The organism is Fretibacterium sp. OH1220_COT-178, from assembly GCF_003860125.1.
GTDB lineage: Bacteria > Synergistota > Synergistia > Synergistales > Aminobacteriaceae > CAJPSE01.
Window position 1 is genome coordinate 141,755 of sequence record NZ_RQYL01000005.1, and the last position, 18,563, is coordinate 160,317.

General features: G+C 62.2%; 17 protein-coding genes. 4 read left to right on the plus strand and 13 right to left on the minus strand.

Translation table 11 applies throughout. From position 1 onward, the window contains the following. The first annotated feature begins 319 nt into the window (after nt 1-319). The 4 genes from EII26_RS03720 to EII26_RS03735 all read left to right on the plus strand — a co-directional run bounded on the left by EII26_RS03720 (nt 320) and on the right by EII26_RS03735 (nt 5,620). Nucleotides 320-2,587 carry an ATPase, T2SS/T4P/T4SS family gene (locus tag EII26_RS03720; RefSeq protein ID WP_158612141.1) on the plus strand — a complete coding sequence of 756 codons (2,268 nt, stop codon included), beginning with the start codon at nt 320-322 and terminating at the stop codon, nt 2,585-2,587. Nucleotides 2,588-2,648: 61 nt separating this feature from the next. Next, entirely contained in the window at nt 2,649-3,734 is a 1,086-nt protein-coding gene (locus tag EII26_RS03725; protein WP_233572586.1) for a type IV pilus twitching motility protein PilT, read from the plus strand. Between the two features lie 27 nt (nt 3,735-3,761). Next, on the plus strand, nt 3,762-5,003 hold the full coding sequence (locus EII26_RS03730) for a type II secretion system F family protein (protein ID WP_124887802.1): 1,242 nt from the start codon (nt 3,762-3,764) through the stop codon (nt 5,001-5,003). A 131-nt stretch (nt 5,004-5,134) separates the two neighbouring features. Next, nucleotides 5,135-5,620, plus strand: a complete 486-nt coding sequence (locus EII26_RS03735) for a prepilin-type N-terminal cleavage/methylation domain-containing protein (RefSeq protein WP_124887803.1) — start codon at nt 5,135-5,137, stop codon at nt 5,618-5,620. Nucleotides 5,621-5,776: 156 nt separating this feature from the next. On the opposite strand, the gene EII26_RS13665 is transcribed toward EII26_RS03735, so the two are convergent. The 13 genes from EII26_RS13665 to EII26_RS03785 form a co-directional block, all read right to left on the minus strand. Continuing rightward, entirely contained in the window at nt 5,777-5,968 is a 192-nt protein-coding gene (locus EII26_RS13665; RefSeq protein ID WP_446718749.1) for an integrase core domain-containing protein, read from the minus strand. Continuing rightward, nucleotides 5,922-6,326, minus strand: a complete 405-nt coding sequence (locus tag EII26_RS13250) for a DDE-type integrase/transposase/recombinase (protein ID WP_199735053.1) — start codon at nt 6,324-6,326, stop codon at nt 5,922-5,924. The genes EII26_RS13665 and EII26_RS13250 overlap by 47 nt, the downstream gene beginning before the upstream one ends. Next, on the minus strand, nt 6,323-6,577 hold the full coding sequence (locus tag EII26_RS13255) for a hypothetical protein (RefSeq protein WP_199735054.1): 255 nt from the start codon (nt 6,575-6,577) through the stop codon (nt 6,323-6,325). The genes EII26_RS13250 and EII26_RS13255 overlap by 4 nt, the downstream gene beginning before the upstream one ends. An 84-nt stretch (nt 6,578-6,661) precedes the next feature. Beyond that, complete coding sequence (locus EII26_RS03745; protein ID WP_124887804.1) at nt 6,662-7,987, minus strand: glycosyltransferase family 2 protein; 1,326 nt, start codon at nt 7,985-7,987, stop codon at nt 6,662-6,664. Between the two features lie 6 nt (nt 7,988-7,993). Then, complete coding sequence (locus tag EII26_RS03750; RefSeq protein WP_124887805.1) at nt 7,994-9,397, minus strand: TackOD1 domain-containing metal-binding protein; 1,404 nt, start codon at nt 9,395-9,397, stop codon at nt 7,994-7,996. Nucleotide 9,398: 1 nt separating this feature from the next. Beyond that, nucleotides 9,399-10,274, minus strand: a complete 876-nt coding sequence (locus EII26_RS03755) for an HlyD family secretion protein (protein ID WP_158612142.1) — start codon at nt 10,272-10,274, stop codon at nt 9,399-9,401. Between the two features lie 263 nt (nt 10,275-10,537). After that, the gene (locus EII26_RS13085) at nt 10,538-12,892 is read right to left on the minus strand and encodes a hypothetical protein (RefSeq protein WP_233572587.1); all 2,355 of its coding nucleotides are present in this window, start codon (nt 12,890-12,892) and stop codon (nt 10,538-10,540) included. Nucleotides 12,893-13,430: 538 nt separating this feature from the next. Further along, a complete protein-coding gene (locus EII26_RS03760) occupies nt 13,431-13,712 on the minus strand; it encodes a hypothetical protein (RefSeq protein WP_124887807.1) in 282 nt (93 codons plus the stop codon). A gap of 44 nt (nt 13,713-13,756) precedes the next feature. Further along, nucleotides 13,757-14,305: a DJ-1 family glyoxalase III gene (locus EII26_RS03765; RefSeq protein ID WP_124887808.1), complete on the minus strand. Its 549-nt coding sequence runs from the start codon at nt 14,303-14,305 to the stop codon at nt 13,757-13,759. A gap of 182 nt (nt 14,306-14,487) precedes the next feature. Continuing rightward, nucleotides 14,488-15,375 carry a pirin family protein gene (locus EII26_RS03770; RefSeq protein ID WP_124887809.1) on the minus strand — a complete coding sequence of 296 codons (888 nt, stop codon included), beginning with the start codon at nt 15,373-15,375 and terminating at the stop codon, nt 14,488-14,490. A 73-nt stretch (nt 15,376-15,448) separates the two neighbouring features. Continuing rightward, entirely contained in the window at nt 15,449-15,856 is a 408-nt protein-coding gene (locus EII26_RS03775; protein ID WP_124887810.1) for a MarR family winged helix-turn-helix transcriptional regulator, read from the minus strand. A 178-nt stretch (nt 15,857-16,034) separates the two neighbouring features. Then, nucleotides 16,035-17,282, minus strand: coding sequence for a C40 family peptidase (locus EII26_RS03780; protein WP_124887811.1), 1,248 nt, complete (start codon nt 17,280-17,282; stop codon nt 16,035-16,037). Nucleotides 17,283-17,349: 67 nt separating this feature from the next. Next, nucleotides 17,350-18,546, minus strand: coding sequence for a DUF819 family protein (locus EII26_RS03785; RefSeq protein WP_124887812.1), 1,197 nt, complete (start codon nt 18,544-18,546; stop codon nt 17,350-17,352). Between the last annotated feature and the right edge of the window lie 17 nt (nt 18,547-18,563).

Consider the following 18,563-nt stretch of genomic DNA (forward strand, 5'->3'; position numbering starts at 1 on the left):
AGGCAGATAGAAGCAGTATAACCCAAAAGGGGCGTTTTTTCAGTGCCGTTTGGGGCTTGAGTCGCCTCCGCGTTCGTCCGATACAAATTACATGTGGTGCTCCGCCTATTGAAGTGTTACAATCATGTTAAAATGCAAGGAAGTGCCCTTGAAAGAGAAAGGGATGCATAAGAGCGTGTCGGCCCCTGGCTCTTCAGGGGCACGTGGGTGATGGTCTTCCGCTGTTGGGATGGATCGACGGGTACTGAAACTAAGGCCCGGAAAGCCTGAGTCGGCGGAAGCCACGATTGTGGTGTATGTTTGTTGGGGGGTACGGGAAATGGCAACGTCGAGGAGACGGATAGGAGACATCCTGCTCGAGGCGCGCAGCATAACGCCCGAGGATCTTGAAAGGGGGTTGGCTGTCAAGGCCTCGGAGCCCGACAAGCGTCTGGGTACGATCTTGATCGGGCTGGGCATCCTGACGGACCGTCAGGTGACGGAGGCTCTGGGTCTCCAGTTCATGCTCCCCGTGGTCAACGTGGGGGAGTACCTCGTCAACGTCACGGCCCAGAATGCCCTGCCCCGTGAGCTCCTCGAGCGGCTGAACGCCTTTCCCCTGGAGTTTCAGAGCAACGATTCGGTCCTGCTCGTCGCGATATCCGACCCCCTGGACGCCGCGACCCAGGCTGAGTTGCGCGAGAACTCCTCCCTGAAGCTCCGCTTTGCGCTGGCCCCCGCGGAGGAGATCCGTTGGGCGCTCAGCGGCGGGCAGAGCGCCCCGGCGGCGGCTCAGCCCCCGCAGCCGGCCCCTTCCCCTGCCGCAGCCGACGGGCGGGACGGGGCTGTCCCCATCGAGCTTCCGGCGCCGTCGCGCCCGGAGCCTCCCAAGGAAAGTCCCGTGGAGACCTCGGACGACACCTCCCTCATTCCGGCCTTTGCCGCCCTCCACGCGGCTCAGCCCAAATTGGGGGACATCCTGGTTCAGGCGGGCGTCATCAACAACGAGCAGCTGACCCGGGCCCTTCAGGTTCAAAGGGATTCCGGAAAGAGGCTGGGCCAGATCTTCGTCTCGGAGGGGATCGTGTCCGAGGTTCGGCTTGCCGAGGCGCTCTCGACGCAGCTGAAGCTGCCCATGTTCACCCTCACCCGCTACCGCCCCATGCCGGAGGCCATCAAGATGGTGCCCCGGGCGGTCGCGGAGCGGCTGACCCTCATCCCTCTCGCGATCGTGGAGGACGACCTGCTGCTGGTGGCGATGGCCAACCCGCTGGACCTGCTGGCCCAGGACGAGGTCCGGATGCTCACGGGCCGGAACCTGAAGGTGGGGATCGCGACGACCACCGATATCCTCCAGAACCTGGACCGCCTCTACAACCTCCAGGGCAGCCTGGAGGACGCGATCGTCGAGGTGGACCCCAGCCTGGAGGAGAACAAGGAGATCGACTTCGACTCCAGCGCCGACGACGCCCCGGTCATTCAGCTGGTCAGCAATCTGCTGCAGCAGGCCGTGCGCGAGTCGGCCTCGGACATCCACGTCGAGGTCTATGAGAAGTCGGCGCGCGTGCGCTTCCGCGTGGACGGCCAGCTCTACACCGCGTTCGACTATCCCGTGGCGCTGCACCCCTCCGTCTCCGCCCGCCTCAAGATCATGAGCGGCATGGACATCGCGGAGAAACGCAAACCGCAGGACGGCCGCATCCTGATCCGCGTGGACGGCCGGCGCATCGACCTGCGCGTCAGCGTCCTGCCCACGATGAACGGGGAGAAGGTCGTTCTGCGTATCCTGGACCAGGAGAGCTCCGCCGTGGGGCTGGACCGCCTGGGGCTCGAGGTCGACGACATGGAGAAGATCGAGATGTTCTGCACCATGCCGTGGGGCATCATGCTGGTGACGGGTCCCACGGGAAGCGGAAAGTCGACGACGCTCTACTCCATGCTCCAGAGGATCAATCAGCCGGACGTCAACATCATCACGGTCGAGGACCCGGTGGAGTTCTCCGTGGCGGGGATCAACCAGGTCCACGTCAACGAGAAGGCGGGCCTGACCTTCGAGTCCGCCCTGCGCTCCATCCTCCGCCAGGACCCCGACAAGGTGATGGTGGGAGAGATCCGCGACCAGAAGACCGCGCAGATCGCCATCCGCGCGGCCCTCACCGGGCACTTCGTGCTCTCGACCCTGCACACCAACGACGCGCCGAGCGCCGCCACCCGTATGATCGACATGGGGGTCCCGTCCTTTTTGGTCTCGGCGTCGCTGTCGGGCGTTATTGCCCAGCGCCTGGTCCGGCGCCTGTGCCCCCTGTGCCGGGAGGAGTACGAGCTGACCGCCAACATGTGCGAGACGCTGAACGTACCGGAGGGGACCCACGCGTTCCGGCCCCGCGGCTGCAACGAGTGCCGGAACGGCTACAAGGGGCGGCGCGGCATCTACGAGATCATGGTGGTGGACGACGAGCTGCGGCGCATGATCCTGGACGGGGTCAGCAACATCCAGCTCCGTGCGGAGGCCATCAATCGCGGGATGAAGACGCTGCGCCAATCGGGCATCAACGCGGCACTGGGGGGACACACCTCGCTGGAGGAGGTCTTCGCCACCACGCTTTAACGGGCAACAAAAGGACGCCCCTCGAGGGGGCGTCGCATTTTATTTCATGGGAGGTCTTGCCTTGCCTATCAGCTTGAGATCCCTGTTGGACGAGGTCATTGCAAGGGACGCCAGCGACCTGCACATCGGCGTGGGGGTCCCCCCGGCGATACGGATCGACGGCCAGCTTCGCCACGTCGAGGGGGCGGGGGTGCCGACGGGCGCCGACATCGAGAAGGCCTTTCTGGAGGTGCTGTCGAAGGGCCAGTACGAAATCTTCAAGGCGTCGCGGGAGATGGACTTCAGTTTCGCCCACAGGGCGGCGAACGGCAAGGAGGCGCGTTTTCGCGGCAACTGCTTCCAGGAGGCCCACGGGCTGGCGGCCGCCTTCCGTCTGATCCCGGCCTACATCCGCTCGATCGACGATCTGGGGATTCCCTCCGTATTGAAGGAGATCGCCCGCAAGCGTCGCGGGCTCTTTCTGGTGACGGGGCCCACGGGCCACGGCAAGAGCACCACCCTGGCGGCGATCATCAAGGAGATCAACGCCACCCGTTACGAGCACATCATCACAATCGAGGACCCCATCGAGTACGTGCACCGTTCGGACCGCTGCCTGGTGCACCAGCGGGAGGTGGGGTCGGACACGGCGAGCTTCGCCGAGGGCCTGAGGCGCGCCCTGCGCCAGGACCCGGACGTGATCCTGATCGGCGAGCTTCGGGACCTGGAGACCATCTCGGCGGCGGTCACGGCAGCGGAGACGGGGCACTTGGTTCTGGGCACGCTCCACACTCAGGACGCGGCGCAGTCCATCGACCGCCTGATCGACGTCTTTCCGCCCCACCAGCAGCAGCAGATCCGGGTGCAGCTGGCGTCGGTCCTGGTGGGCATCTGTTCGCAGCAGCTCATCCCGAAGGGGACCACCGGCGGACGGATCTGCGCCACGGAGCTCCTGATCGCCAACCCTGCGGTGCGCAACTGCATCCGGGAAGGAAAGATCAGCCAGATCAAGACCGTGATCCAGACGGGGGCCGGCATCGGGATGCACACGATGGAGCAGAAGCTCTCGGAGTTTGTCAAAAACAGAATACTGCCCCTGGACGCTGCTTTGGCCTACGCCTACGATCCCCAGGACCTTCAGAGGATCCTGATGATGCAGGCGGGCTAGCGCGGCCCGGACGGATTGGAGGCCCACATGAATTTCAAGTACAGAGGCCGTTCCGCGGACGGCAGCGTCGTCGAGGGGCAGGTGGATGCGGACACCCAGGATATGGCCCTGGACATCCTGAAGCAACGGGGCGTTCTGGTTCTGGCGATCAACGCGGCCGGGTCCGGAGGAGATGCAGGCAGCGTCTCGCGGCGCTCCACCGAGGGCATGTCGCTCTTGGACAAACTGAAGCGTATCGGGACGGTGCCCGGGAAGACCAAGATGGTCTTCTTCCGCCAGCTCGCCACGATGATCAAGGCGGGGCTGAGCCTGACCATGGCGCTCGACATCATCGCGGAGCAGGAGAAGAACCTGATCTTCCAGGACGTCCTGCTGGACGTCAAGGCCAGCATCGACCGGGGTGTCTCCCTGAGCCAGGCCATGAAGCAGCACAAGGAGTTCAACACCATGATGATCTCGCTGGTGCAGGCGGGCGAGGAAGGGGGGCTTCTGGACGAGTCCCTGGAGCGCGTGGCGAGCCTGCTGGAGAAGCAGGCGGCCCTGAGGGGCAAGATCAAGTCCGCCATGTTCTACCCCACCTTCGTCATCCTGTTCGCGATCGGCGTGGTGGTGGTCTTCATCGCGTTCATCCTGCCGAAGTTCAAGCAGGTCTTCGCGGGGATGAACATCGAGCTGCCGATGCTGACGCAGATCATGTTCGAGGTGGGGGACTACTGCCAGGAGAACTGGAAGCTGATCGTGGGGGTGACGTTCGCCGTGATCACGGCCCTGGTCTGGATGATGAAGAGTCCTGTGACCAAGCCCTTCATGGACCGGCTGAAGCTCAAGCTGCCGGTGGTCAAGAGCCTGGTGTTCAAGTCCTCCATGGCCCGGGCCACCCAGACCCTGGCGTCCCTGGTCACTGCGGGTGTGCCCATCCTGAGGGGGCTCGAGATGTCGGAGGAGGTGGCAGGCAACGACGTGATCCGCGTCGGGTTCGCCGACTTGCAGGCCGCGGCCAAGGCGGGCCTGCACTTGGGCGACGCCGCCAAGCAGGCCAAAGTGTTTCCCCCTTTGGTGTGTCAGATGATGCGCATCGGCGAGGAAACGGGCCACCTGGACGACATGTTGGAGCGCGTGGCGACTTGGTACGACCAGGAGCTGGACGAACAGATCAAGGCCATGACCTCTTTGATGGAGCCCATCATGATCGTGATCGTGGGCGGAATCGTGGCCCTGATCGCAATGGCCATCTTCGGCCCCATCACAGCGGCAATTTCGCAGTTCTGATGGAGTGATGTCTGTTCGGATAAAGTCAGTGGATTGGGTCTTAGGACCTATTGCATTTGATGCAAAAATCCCTATACTTATTGTCATCAAGCCCTAGGTATCAAGGGCTAAATTTAAAGGAGGAATTTTCCATGAATATGCGTAAAGGTTTCACCCTCGTCGAGCTTCTGATCGTCATCGTCATCATCGGTATTTTGGCGGCTGCTATGTTGCTTTCCAGCGGTTCGGCGACAGCTTCTGCAGAGGCCTCCAACGTCGTCAGCAACCTGCGTAGCCTGAAGGCCGCTGCTCTGATGTTCTACATGACCAGCATGGATGACGTCGAGGCTGAGAACGGTAAGGTGCCCGCAAAATTTGATTTTGAGAAACACTTGGCTATCTATACCGATAACCCCAGCAAGTACAAAAAGACGGAGTATGCTTTGGTTTCGGATACTAACAAGAAATGGTATGTGGGTTATGACCTGAGCAAGGTCCCCAGCAGCACGAAGGATGAGGTGGCGGCAAAGCTGATCGGTAAGAGGAAATCGCTGGGGCTTATGGGCTCGGCGGCTTTGGGTAGCGCTCCTAAAGCCGAGTACAACAACGAAAACGTTATATGGATGATCGCCCGTTAGTTCTGAAAAGTTCAGGCGCTTTGCGAAGGATCCCGCGAGGGGTCCTTCGCTTTTTGTGTCTTTTGAAAACCTCCGGCACAGCCGGGGGTTCATGTAGCTTCCGGCCATGAGAATTGTTTTCCCTCGAGTAAAGAGTGTAAGAAAGTCAAGGGTTATTTACAAAATCCTGGCTGAAAAATATAAACAGAGCTTTTCTCCCGGTGTCAAATTACCCAGAGCTTTGTGAGGTTTGACCCAGTTGTAGTCATTGACGAAACGGGCCAGTGATTTTCTGCGAAGCTCCGGAGACTCGAAATGCTCCTTATCGTGCCACATCTCCATCAAGGTCCGTATGACCCGTTCCGCCATTGGTCTTCGGTGTTGCCGGGCGCGTGAACTTCTGCCCGATACCCTTTCTCATGCACAGCTCCGCAAAAGCGTGATGCTCCGGATTCCCTTGAAATTCTTTGCCGTTGTCCGTATAGGCTGTCTCAATCGTATAGGCGCATTCCTCCAGGACTTGACCCGGAAAGCTCCCTGCGGAAGCGGCTGTCTTGTCCGGCAGGATTGCCGCATAGAGCTCACGGCTGTAGTCGTCGATCGCCACGAAAAGATAATCTCGCGGGTCGGTATTGACCTGTCCCTTCAGTAAAGGCAGACGCTTGCAGTCAAGGTGAAGCATTTCTCCCGGATAGCTTTTGTTGTAGCGTTTGGCCTCCTTTTTCAATCTGGCTTCAATTGTCTTTCTACTTTGGCAAGACGTTTCATGTCCCAGGCCAGAGTGCGGAAACGAGCATTACAGCTGTTGTGAATAGAGAAATCCCGTTTGTGGCCTCGTGCCAAAATCTTATAGATGGTCGGACGGGAGACGTGATATTCCTCGGCCAGCGAAGCAACGCGTATGTGTTCTGTGTGATGCCTCCGGTAAATCTCCTCTCGTTGCTGGGGTGTCAGTTTTGTGCGTTTGTGGACGTTCATTTCGGGCGGCTCCTTCCCGGGCGTTTGCCTCCTGCAACCTCACCCGGTTTGTAAACAACCCTAGATTGTTCTACACAGTAGATCTCAGAACTTGCTCTTCCGGGTCACCCACCAAGGGGCCATGGACGTGTCGGCATGGCCATGGCCCCACAGTTCCCAGAATGTCGCAAAACAGCTGTTCAATCGGGTCACGAAGGCAAAAAGAGGAAAAAGGGGCAGCCACACGGTCAGTTTGAGATCTTCGCGAAGGCGCTCCGAGAGCATCAGCACTGAGGAGATCCAGATAAACAAGGTCAGCGTCAGGTAGAAAAGGTAGACCAGAACCATCAGGGACACAGCCACCCGGATGGGAAAGGCGATGAAGAGGTAGACGGTATAGATCAGAAGCAGGATGGGCATCATGATCTGAAACATCAATCCGGACAGGATTTGATAGAGGAAGTTGGGCCACCCCAGGATCCGTGGGGAAAAGGCTTTGCGGTGCTTTCTGAAATAGATGAAGGAGAGGTCCCCGTCCCAGCGCAGGCGCTGCCGCAGAAAGCCCAGCATCGACACGGGCACGTCGGTGTGCCCTATCGCCTCGGAGTCGAAGACGATGCGCATCTTTTTCCCCTGGCGCCCGAAATAGCTCTTGACCCGCAGGGTCAGGTCCAGATCCTCGGCCGTTCCGGCATCCCATCCCACGATCAGCTCCAGGATGGAACGCCGGAAGATGCCGAACGCGCCCGAGATGTTGTTCACCAGGTTGAACTCGCTGAGCCCGGTCTTGCTGGCGTGGATGGACAGAAAGTATTCGATGGCCTGCATGCGGGTCACGATGCTCGCCCGGACGTTGCGGACGCGCAGGGAGCCGGCTACGCACGCGACGGAGGGGTCCTGGAAATGCCGGGTCGCCCGCTCCACCATGTTGTTGTCGAACGAGGTATCGCCGTCCAAAGCCATGATGACTTTTCCTGTGGAGAATTTCAGCCCGGTGTTCAGGGTGGATACCCGCCCGCCCCTCTGCCATTTGGGGACCACGATGATGCTGCGATTTGCGTGGGCCGAGACGAAACCGCGCATGGCCTGTGCGGCATCGTAGGTGTCCCGGTTCTGATCGGCACCGTCGATCACCACGACGAGCTGGATCGAGCCGGGGTAGATCTGCGTACAGAGCGACCGAATCGTCTTGCGGATCTCCGCCCCCTCGCTGTAGCAGGTGACGATGCAGCTGACGGACGGGTACCAGGCGGTACGGTCCCGCTCCCCCCATCGGCGGATGGTCGCGCGCACCACGCCCAGGAAGACCATCAGATAGACGGGTACCTCGAAGAACAGGACGAAGGGGATAAACTTCCAAAGCACCGTCATGTCGGCCCGGACGATGGGAGTGAGGAAATTCCAAGAAAAAAGCTCCGACAGAGCCTCCATGGCGTCCTACCCCTTGTCGCCCAACCGGGCGCTCAGCTCGAAGAGAAGGTCCTTCGCCCCAATGATTTTCTCCCTGCCCTCCTGCCGAAAATCGTCCGGAAAGGAGCAGGAGGCGACCCCCATCTCCAGGCGCGGGGCGTCCTCGACCGAGACCAGATCCCGAAGGGACTCCAAGCGCTTGAGAACGTTTCCGGCCTGGGCCCCGGAGGTTCGGGGCAGAAGGAACCAAAGGGTGTCCAGCGTGGAGCGCGACGTCACGTCCGTCAGGCGCAGCAGCTCCTTCAGACGCGAGACGATGGCGTCCATCAGCTGGACCATGCGGTGGTTGCCCAGGGCGTCGGCTATGGACTCGAGGTTGACGAAGCGCAGCACCAGCAGGGTGAAGGTCTGCTCCGGGTAGCGCCGCACAAAGTGCAGGTTCCATCCCAGAAATTGCTCGAAGTAGGGGAATGTGACGTTTCCCAGCCTGTCCAGCAGGGCATAGGCAACCTCCATCTTGCCCACTCGTGCGGAGATGCGTCCCTTGTCGGTGATGCGCCAGGAATGAAAGCTGCGGGGAACGAGCTCCCCCGGAAGGCTGGCCGTGCCGCACCCGTAACAGGAGGCGAGGACCTGGGGCTCGACGAAGTTGCTCCTGCACGTCGAACAGAGCATGGATTCCAAGGGGTGGTCGTAGTCGCTGCCTAGATGCCTCAGACGAGTCCGGCAGTGCATGCAGCGCATTCCCTCATTCTTCAGCAGGTCCTCCATCGCCGAGATCCGGCCGCAGGTGAAGCAGTGCACCAGCTCCTTGGTCGCTATCTCGATGCTGTGGCATTCGGGGCACACATCGATGAAGTTCAGGTGCGGCGAGTTGCACTTCGGACAGACGCGGATACGGGCGACGAGGCGTCCCGACGCGATCTGGCCCTGGTCCTGCATCTCCTGGATCCAGTGATAGGCATCCATTCCGTCGTCCGCGAAGCATTCCGCAAGGGGGTACCCGTAGATCGCCGGCGTCAAGGCGTCGGGGACGGGCTCCAGTTCCCTGTCCCTGCGCGAATAGAGCCACCCCAGCAATCGGAAGTCCGCCCCGGAAAGGGGCGCCTCGTGGTCGATCTCCTCCAGAACGTCCAGGATCGGACGGGCGGCGGAGATGGCCTCCTCCGGATCGAGAACCGGCCCGTCGGCGAGGGCCGACGCTCGGGGAGGCTGCTTGCAGGTGAAGAAAACGGGGGCCGCAAAGGTGTGCGGATTCCGGCGTATCGCCTCCGCCGTCCTCAGAGCGAGTTCCGGGTCGTTTCCGTCCAGGATGAAGGCGTTGGCGTCGCCGTCGAGGAGGTCCGAGGGCGAGTTTGCCTCGCGCAGCCACTCGCGAGCGGGGAGCACCGCGTGGGCGTCGAGTTTTAAACGGGCAAAACGCGGTTCCATATCAGAGCCCCTCCGTTTCGTTTACGAATCGCTTCAAAATCCCGGGAAGCCGGACTCCCCAGCGAACGATGAGGGGCAGTCCCTCGATCAGGTATTCGGAGGGAATGGGGGATATGGGCGTCAGAAGGACGCGTATCGTTCTCTTGGATCCGGCAAAGGTCATGAACTCTCCCGGTATCGCCTGGGTTTCGGTCGGGAGCCGGTCGATACGGGCGGGAAGGGAGACCTTTCCGGGAAAACGTACCTCGACCATGGCGTCCTTGCGGATGAAGGGCAACGCCTCGTTGTCTGCGAATACGACGATGGAGATGGAATCGGGGTCGACGATCGTGGCCAGCGGCACCCCCTGGGTCAGGGTCTCCCCGGGAGTGACGCCGATATGGAGAATTTTCCCATCCACGGGACTGATGACTTCGAGGGGAACGACCTGAGCCTCCAGGATCTCGATCTCGGCCTCCATCTGACGGCGCTCGGCACGCATGGTGTCCAAGTTGCGCTGCGCCTGAAGCAAAAGAGCTCTGTGCTCCTCCCGTTCCCGGATCAGATCCGCCCTGGCCCGGTCCTCCGCCTGGCGAGCCAGCCGAAGATCGGCCTCCGTCGCAGCCCGATTGCGCAGAAGCTCCTCAACTTTTTTCCTGTCCTTCTCCGCCTGATTCAGGACCTCGGAGGCCAGAGCGATTGCCCCTCCCGACACTGTCGGACGGCCGGGAAGGACATCTCCGGAAAGCCCCATGGCCTGCAGTCTGGCACGGAGAAGGGCGAGACGCTCGTACTTCGCATCCAAAGCATCGTCCTCGACGTGAAACAGGATGTCGCCCTTCCTGACCTCGCTGCCCACCGGGAAGGGGACCTCGATGATCGTTCCCGTCTTGGGCATGGTGATCGATGTCCTCTTCATTAGAAGCGAAGCGGGAGAGTTGACGACGAACCACGGCAATACGGATCGATAAAGGAAAAAAATCAATGGGCTGAAAACCAGAAACAAAATGACGTACCAACGCAACCAGGGAACCACCCGTTTTCCCGGCGCGTATTCCACCCGTACATCCTTCCGGATCGTGGCTTTGCCGCGATCCGGACCTAACGAAAAATTCATGTCTTCTCTCCTTAGCTCGTCAACAAGTCGGCAGGCTTCTGCAGCTACTTGGACATCAGAATATAGTCCTCCCGAGACTGAACGATCAGTCCGGCGAAGTTCGACAGTCCCTCGGTTCCGATGCTCTCCCGAAGCCTCTGCATACGTTTCTCGAAGCCGTCCCGGCCGGCTTCGAAATAACTCTCCGACCGCGACAGTCCCTTCTCCACACTCTGCACCAGGGCAAAGCGCAATCGCGGATGCGCTCGGCATATGGCCTTGAATCGATCTGCCACCGCATCCATGTTCGTGGAATAGATCATGACGGCAAGGTCCGAAATTCCCATTTCCACCAAGGCTCCGGCCATTTTCTCCCCCAGCTCGCCCTCGAGGTAGCGGGGGTGGACAACGAGCTCGATGGGGCGTCCTACGACGATGAGGGCCATTCTGAGGGTGTCCAGCAGGTGCGTCGAAAGGGTGTCCCGATTCCGCTCCGCGTTCGGCAGCATGTCGGGTTCCAGATCCAGATGAACGCTCCGGAAGGGGAAGGGGGCGAGAAAACGAAGCACGCCCTCCAGGCCCTCGCGGGCCTCAGGCAGAATCCAGGCGGGATCGCCCAGCAGAAGATCCACGATGACCCCCTCCCGGGAAGCGTGACGCAAAAGCGCCCGAAGCCCTTCGGCCCCCTCGGAGTTGCGCAGTCCCTGAACTTCCTGGGGCGAAAACGAGAGGAGAATTCGGTCAAAGCCGTCGCGCTTCAGGCGTGCAAGGGATTCCGTCCGTGTCGCCTCGCTCAGGAGGGGGGCGGCACGCCAGGCATAGACGGCTTTACGGTTCTGAAGGGGTTTGGGTGCCGGTGCAGTGGGAGCATCCTCTGGCTTGTTCCGATTCGCAAGGGCCATCTCCGGACTCTGCAGCGGTTTGACGGACTTGGATGCCGGATGGGGTGAGGATGACGGCATCCGTCCCTCCCCTGACTGCGGCATGGCAGCGGCCGGAGCCCTTGGGGGAAGAGAGGGAAGCTCCGGGTGCGGAAGGGGCGGAAAGGCCAGCAACAGGTCGCGGCGCTCCGTGTCCCCGAGGGGGAAGACGCGCGATTCGTCCTCGTCTCCCTCGGAGGCAAAAAAGGCCAGCAGCTCGATATAGGTCTGAAGTGCCAGGGATTCCGCATCGATGACGTCCATTGCCGTACGCAGCAACGCGTAGCGTCCTCGCTGCAGCTGCTCGAAGGTGTCGCCGGGGAGGGACTGGAAGCGCAGCGTCCGTTCCCTGACGTTGGCCTGGGCGGCCTCCAGGCGGGTTGTGCCGACGCGCAGGGACTCCCGCGCGTAGTCGTTCCACAGCAGCTGTTCCTCGAAGTTGTCCTGAAGACGCATCTCGGTGCTGACGACGTCCCACCGTGCGCGCTCGAGGTCGGACTGGGCGGCCTCCCGCGCTCCGTCCGACCGGGAGGAGAGGGAGCCGAACGGCTCCCTGACGCTCAATCCCACATGGGCTCCCGCCCCCCAGGTCCCCGGGAAATCCCGGGCCGCCGTCAGGCCCATATCGAGGTGGGCATCGCGGTCGTTCCGCTTCGCCAATCCTGCGATCTCCTCGTGGAGACGGACCGCCTCCTCCCTTCCGCGCAGCTCGGGGTGGCCGGACAAGCGCAGGGCCAGCTCGGACATCCCGGGCAGAAGGGGTCGCTCCACCCTCTCCGGAAGATCCCACCTCCGGCCCGTTGCCGCCGCGATCGTTGCAAGGGCGCGGGAGACGTTGAGCTTCGAGGCGACGATATCCCTTCGCACCATATCGAAGGCCGAGGCGAACTCCAGGAGGTCGGAGTCCAGGAGCAGGTGTTTTCCCGCCCGTTCGGAGAGAATGCCCAGGACCCGCGCCTCGTCCGCCAGGAACGTCTCCAGAATGGGCCGGCGTTTTCCCTCCGACCACAGCACGGCATAAGCCTTCCGCAGCGCAAGAAGATTGTTGTAGCGGATCAGCTCCGAGCGGTACCGGCTCTCCGTCCGCGCCAGATCCGCCCTTATTCGCTCTATTTTCTGCCGCGTCCATGTGCCCAGCAGGGGGAAGGATACCCCGACCGTTCCGCTGAGCTTGCCGTAGGCGTGACGTTCGTCGTCCGTCGCCGAGAGAGGCTCGTCGCTATAGCCGTAGGTGACCCCCGCAAAGAGGCGGGGGGAGAGGCGCTCGGCCTCCACCTGCAGGATATGTCCGTCACGCGCCAGGGCGGCCAGGGCCGCGAGCGCCTCCGGTCCGTCGCCGATCCCAGGTTCGAGCTGCTCGAGAGGGGGCAGTTCCCTCCGATCGGAGAGGCGGGGGGCGGCCTCCGTTCCGGTTTCCCCTGCAAAGGCGCTCTCCGCAAAGCACAGACAGGCACAGAAGCAGAACAGGATGGCTTGTAACGCCGAAGCTTTCTTGTTCATTTCCGACATCTTGCGGTTCCTCCGAATACGTGCGCGTCAAAAATTTGGGACATTATAGCAAAGCCCCAGAATAGCGCTGGAATAAGGATTGACAGGCGTAATAAAGGCCTTCGGCGGTCGTGTTGCGCCGATCCTCGGGCCGACGGATTCTGGGTTTGCGCCTTGGGGCGGAAAAGTACTGAAACGATAAGCGTTTGGGCCTCCGGCCGTTCGGGGAGGTCGGGAATCCTTTTTTGTCCTGTCCTCAGGACGGTTTGGGCAATTTGGACTTGAAGGGATGGGTACAACGAATCATTCAATTGCAAAGAAGGACGGAGTTTTTTCAAGCAATATCACTAATTTTTTCTAGGGGATATTACGTAAAAAGAAACCCTGTCCGGTGCGGTATTGGGGCAAAAAGCGAGGGAGGCGACAAGGGCAAGCCTCCGCTTCAAGCGTTCCTTTGTCCCTCGGTGGCGGCCTGCATGGGGTAAAAAACGGAGGAGGGCCGCAACGCCTTCAGGCGTCCCGGCCCTCCTGTCGCACCCTCGGGTGAGGGCTAGCGACCGGTCTTGAGCATCAGGGCGTCGAACTTGCCGCCGCGCTCGTCCACGTACAGGTTGGCCTCCGCCTCGGCGGCGGGGCAGTACTGCATCGGGGCGGCGATCGTACCGGAGGCGGCCACCTCGCGGATCTTGGCGTCCTGCTCCTCCTTGGTCTTCAGGCCGTACTTGGCCATGATCGGGCGCATCTTGCTCAGCAGGATGATCCCCGACTGGAAGTTCATGAAATCCTTCTCCCCCGCCTCCTGAATGCAGCGGGAGAACTCCTCGTTCGTCATCTCTCTCCACCTCAAACTTTCCCGTGTTCCGGCCTTGAGCCGCCTCAACGGACCAAAGGGATAAGGAACGCCTCCGCCACCTGTTCGGCGATGTCCCTGCCCCTCAGGAGCTCCAGCAGGCGCAGCGCGAAGAACGGCGTCACCGCAGGGCCCTTTGCGGTCGTGACGTGCCCGTCCGTCTCCACGATCTCCGTGCCGACCGAAGCGCCCGTCAGCCAGGACTCCATGCCGGGGTAGCAGACGGCGCGCCTGCCCTTCAGAATTCCGGCCTTGCCGAACACCGCCGGGGCCGCGCAGATGGCGGCCAAAGGCTTCCTCTCGCCGTCGTAGCGCTTGACCAGCTCCAGAAGGCCCGCGTGATCGGTGTAGGCGATCGTCCCGCCGGGGATCACCAGCATGTCGAACGTCCGGTCCTTCACGTCCCCGAACAGGGCGTCCGCAACGACGGGGACGGAATGCTTGCCCGTCACCCGCTCGTTCCCCGTGAGGGAGACCGTCGTCACGTCCACCTCCCCGCGCCGCAGGATGTCCACGGTCGTCAGGGCCTCCGTCTCCTCGAAGCCGTCGATCAGAAACAACGCAACCTTCGCCATAAGGGCTCACCTCCCGAGCACACATTTTCCCCCGAGGGGGCCGATCCGGCAAGCGCCTTTCCACTGCCGTTCGTGTCGGGGAACGCGGCGGATCCCAAAGCACGCCGCCTCCGTCGTTTATTCTCCCGATGACGAGAGGGGCCGGAGAACCGGCCCCTCTCGAGGAAAACAGCCAACGGCAATCAAAAATTCAAGTCCCCGAACATGCCGCTCTGGAAATCGCGGTGCGCCTGGTGCACCTCCTCCAGCGTGTTCATCACGAAGGGGCCGGAAGCCGCCACGGGCTCGTTCAACGGCTCTCCGCTCAACATAAGGAAGGATGCGCTTTCGCTTACGCCCTTCAGTCGAATGGCGCCCTCCTCGTGCGAGAACAGCACGAAATCCCCGTGTTCGAATCGCTTGTCCCCGTTGATCTCGATCGTTCCGTCGATGAGCAGCAGCCCGGTATTGAAGCCCGCGGGCTCCATGCAATCCAGAACGCCCCCCTCCTTCAGAGTTCCGCGGTAGACGTTCATGGGGGAGAAGGTCCTGGCCGGACCCTTGACGCCAAAGGCCGAACCCGCAACGACCGATACGCTTCCCTTGCCCTCCGGCAATGCGTAGCTTCCCATGTCCTTCTTCTCCAGGGCCTGGTAGTCGGGAGCGGTCATCTTGTCCTTGCGCGGAAGATTGACCCAGAGCTGCACCATGTGAAACACGCGCCCCTGCTTGGCGTATTCCCTCTCATGGTACTCCTTGTGAAGGATTCCCGAACCGGCGGTCATCCACTGCACATCCCCGGGTTCGATCACTCCGCGGTTGCCCTTGTTGTCGTGATGCTCCACCTTGCCGGCGAAGGCGAAGGTTACGGTCTCGAACCCACGATGCGGGTGCGCTCCCACGCCTACCGGAACAGACGTCGGCTCGAAGTAGCGGGGCGCGTTGTAGTCCAGCAGCAGAAACGGCGAAAATCTCTGAAAGAATTCCTGCCCCCTGCCCGTGGGGAAGTACTGGTTCACCCAAAAACCGTCGCCGACCCAATGAGGGGACGCTCCTCTGAAACTCTGTTCGATCGTTCTGAAGCCCGACATGATGAAATCCTCCCTGTACAACAGCACACAAAAAGTACAACGGTCGTCTATAGCGCTTCGGGTTGCGGCCCGTTCAGTAAAGTCGCCGCAGGAGCCCGATCAGTACCATTTTCTCAACATCCTCCAAACCTCCGAAAAAATCTTCAATCACCCCATCGTGCTCCGGCATCAGCTCCGCCAGGAGACGTTCCCCGTCCTCCGTCAGGTTCAGGTAGCAGATCCTGCGGTCGCGCTCGCAGGGAGCTCGGAGGATCAACCCCCTCCCGACCAGCTTGTCCACGATATACGTCATGCTCCCGCTCGTAACCAGGATGCGCTCCGCAATGCACTGGATGGGCTGTGGTCCCAGGGCGCTCAGCGCCTCCAGAACGCCGAACTCCGTCAGCCCCAGACAGTGCGCCTCCGCCAGCAAGGCAATCCGTCGCTTCAGGCACTCGCTGCTCCTCATCAGGGACTCCAGCAAACGGAAGTTTTCATGCATCTTATGCCGCTCCCAATATCTTGAATTAAAGATATTCTATCGCGGGGTTTCCTCCGCGTCAAGGGGAGGGGCCCCCGGCTTGGCCGGAAAAAGGGCCAAAAGGAACGGGGTGCGCAAAAGGTCTCTTGCGCACCCCGTTCTTCAATTATGAGTTCGCTTCGGGGGGCCTCCCGGGCTCTCAGCGCTGCGGCACGACGATGGGACGGGCCATCTCGACGAGGCCGCTGTCGATGGTCTTTCCGTCGGGGCGCCAGCCGGCGTCGTTCACCAGCACGATGGCGGGGCGATAGCTTCCGGGCTTGGTATAGAAGTACGTCGGGACGTCCTTGTGGGTCGATTTCGGCGCGTCGTAGAGCATGCGGCGCGTCCTGCCGATCTCGACGGCCGGCCCGTCCCTGCCCTCGGGGTAGAGGATCGCCCGGTTGGGGGCGTAGCCGTCCGCACGGACGTAGAAGCGGTACCCCGTGACATCCTCCGAGACGAAGGGGAGGGCGTAGAAATCCCTCACCACGATCTCCTCGGGCCTCTCGGGATAGGCCGTGCCCCAGGCGTAAATCGCCGACGGCCTGGCGAGGTCCTCGCGATAGTCCGGCGTGCCGGGGAGCAGGGAGTTGATCCGGGTGTCGTAGGAGGCGCCGTTGGCGTGGATGTACCTTCCGTCCCCCAGGTAGAGCCCGACGTGCCCGTTCCAGAAGATCAGATCGCCCGGCTTCGCCCGGGCCAGGGTCTCCGGCGTGTGCCGGTCGTCGGACGCGCCCTCCAGGTGCATCAGGGCGATCGGGTAGCCCGCCTCGGGACGGGAGTTCCGGTAGATGTCGAGCCCGTTCAGCCTGTAGACCATGGACGTGAACCCGGAGCAGTCCGCGCCGTAGGGCGTCTTGCCGCCCCAGCGGTAGCTCGTCCCGAGGTAAAGCCGGGCGTCCGCGCCCAGGTTCGCGCGGGTCTGCGCCTCGTCCAGGGCGCCCCACGTCCTGACGGGGCGCACCATCTCCCTGCGGATCCAGCCCGCGGCCCCGCCAAAGAGCTCGGCCCGGAGCCAGCGGGCGTCCTCGGAGTCGGGGGGCCCGACCCTCAGGACCGCCCCGCGCGGCAGGGTGACGAGCGGCGGATAGGCCGTGGTGTCCGGGCCGGGAAGCACGTCGGCGAAGGGGGCGATCACCTGGTGCGCTGCGGACTCGCGCCATGCGTCGGCCTCGGCCTTCGAGACGATCCCGAGGTACGTTTCCTCGATCAGGGTCTCGTAGCCGTACTGCATCCGGACCGAGTAGAGGCCCTTTTCGTCCTTGTCCTTCAAAATCTCCCCGACCATGCCGTAGAGCACCTCGTCGTCCCGCTCGCCGCCGTACAGCGTGGGGGCCACGGGGGAGGTCACGACGGCCCGGCGGCCGGAACGGCAGGGCGTCCCGGGAAGGGCCGCCCTGTTCATCGTCCCCTCCCGGGCGACTGCTGGGAACGCCGGGAAAGATGTCCTTTTGCGGTCCGCATCCCGAGGATCAGACGCCCGCGATCAGGGCGAGCATCTTGGCGACGGCCAGCCCGCCGAATGTCCCGAAGACGTAGCCCATCAGGGCCATCAGGACGCCGATGGGCACGAGCGTCTCCTTGTAGGCCGCCGCGACCAGCGGGGCGGACGCCACCGCGCCGATGTTGGCCAGGCTCGCCGTGGCGCAGGTGAAGAGGTCCAGGCGGAAGATCTTGGCCAGAACGGCCATCAGGACGGCGTGGACCGCAAGGATGAAGAAGCCCGCCATCAGGTAGTACGGGGCGTCCGTCAGCTCCTTGAAGCTGGCCCGGGAGGCGATGAGGCAGATCATCAGATAGAGCAGGGACATGGAGACCTGCGGGCTGCCCGGCACCCTTCCCAGGGGCGTCATGGCGCAGACGATGCCCAGAATCGTGGCGATCACCACCGACAGGGTGCTGACGGACAGGAAGTCGCTCTTGCCGAAGGCCTCGATGAGCTTGGGCGAAAGTATGGCGGCGGAGGCCGAGGCGACGGCGGAGGCCATGAACCCCAGCCCGAACAGGAGCGCGATGTCCGCGGCCTCGATGTTGGTCCGGGCCCTCTCCTGGTTCGCGGCGAGCTGGGTGCCGAGCTCGTCGATCAGGTGCGTGTCCGATCGGGTCCACCGGTTGAACGCGTGGGCCAGGGGAACGGTCGCCAACAGCAGGATCACCCAGATGGAGTAGTTGACGTTGTCGATGAGCAGCGTGTAGCCCATCGCCGAGTCGTCGATGCCGAGCGCCCCCTGGATGGCGACCATGTTGGCCGTCCCGCCGATCCAGCTGCCCGCGAGGGCGCCGAAGGTCTTCCAGGCCTCCGGGGCGAAGCCGCCCTTCATGAAGTGGAACATCACGCCGAACCCCGCCATGATGGTGAAGGTGGCGCAGAAGAAGCCCAGCAGCATCCGCGGCCCCAGCCGCAGGATCTTCTTGATGTCGCAGCGCAGAAGCATGACGAAGATCATCGCGGGGATGATGTGCCCCCGCACGGTCCGGTAGGCCGTTCGGATCTCGTCGTTGCCCGCCCACAGGTCGAACGTCGCGAAGATCATGCAGCCGATGTAGAGGACGACCGGCGTGGGAACGTATTTGAAGAACGCCGTGTCCTTGTACCTCATCTCCAGGCTGGCCACGATCCCCGCGAACAGCGTCAGGGACGCGATGTACATGAAACCACTGGTAATCATTCCGTCACCTCCGAAAT

Bases quoted from the DNA above. Each gene is read 5' to 3' on its own strand.
- EII26_RS03730 (WP_124887802.1), top strand. From the start codon at position 3,762: ATGAATTTCAAGTACAGAGGCCGTTCCGCGGACGGCAGCGTCGTCGAG.
- EII26_RS13085 (WP_233572587.1), bottom strand. From the start codon at position 12,892: ATGAACAAGAAAGCTTCGGCGTTACAAGCCATCCTGTTCTGCTTCTGT.
- EII26_RS03770 (WP_124887809.1), bottom strand. From the start codon at position 15,375: ATGTCGGGCTTCAGAACGATCGAACAGAGTTTCAGAGGAGCGTCCCCT.
- EII26_RS03745 (WP_124887804.1), bottom strand. From the start codon at position 7,987: ATGGAGGCTCTGTCGGAGCTTTTTTCTTGGAATTTCCTCACTCCCATC.
- EII26_RS03785 (WP_124887812.1), bottom strand. From the start codon at position 18,546: ATGATTACCAGTGGTTTCATGTACATCGCGTCCCTGACGCTGTTCGCG.
- EII26_RS03760 (WP_124887807.1), bottom strand. From the start codon at position 13,712: ATGACGAACGAGGAGTTCTCCCGCTGCATTCAGGAGGCGGGGGAGAAG.
- EII26_RS03750 (WP_124887805.1), bottom strand. From the start codon at position 9,397: ATGGAACCGCGTTTTGCCCGTTTAAAACTCGACGCCCACGCGGTGCTC.
- EII26_RS13665 (WP_446718749.1), bottom strand. From the start codon at position 5,968: ATGGCGGAACGGGTCATACGGACCTTGATGGAGATGTGGCACGATAAG.
- EII26_RS03775 (WP_124887810.1), bottom strand. From the start codon at position 15,856: ATGCATGAAAACTTCCGTTTGCTGGAGTCCCTGATGAGGAGCAGCGAG.
- EII26_RS03780 (WP_124887811.1), bottom strand. From the start codon at position 17,282: ATGAACAGGGCGGCCCTTCCCGGGACGCCCTGCCGTTCCGGCCGCCGG.
- EII26_RS03735 (WP_124887803.1), top strand. From the start codon at position 5,135: ATGAATATGCGTAAAGGTTTCACCCTCGTCGAGCTTCTGATCGTCATC.
- EII26_RS03755 (WP_158612142.1), bottom strand. From the start codon at position 10,274: ATGCCCAAGACGGGAACGATCATCGAGGTCCCCTTCCCGGTGGGCAGC.
- EII26_RS03720 (WP_158612141.1), top strand. From the start codon at position 320: ATGGCAACGTCGAGGAGACGGATAGGAGACATCCTGCTCGAGGCGCGC.
- EII26_RS03765 (WP_124887808.1), bottom strand. From the start codon at position 14,305: ATGGCGAAGGTTGCGTTGTTTCTGATCGACGGCTTCGAGGAGACGGAG.
- EII26_RS13255 (WP_199735054.1), bottom strand. From the start codon at position 6,577: ATGAACGTCCACAAACGCACAAAACTGACACCCCAGCAACGAGAGGAG.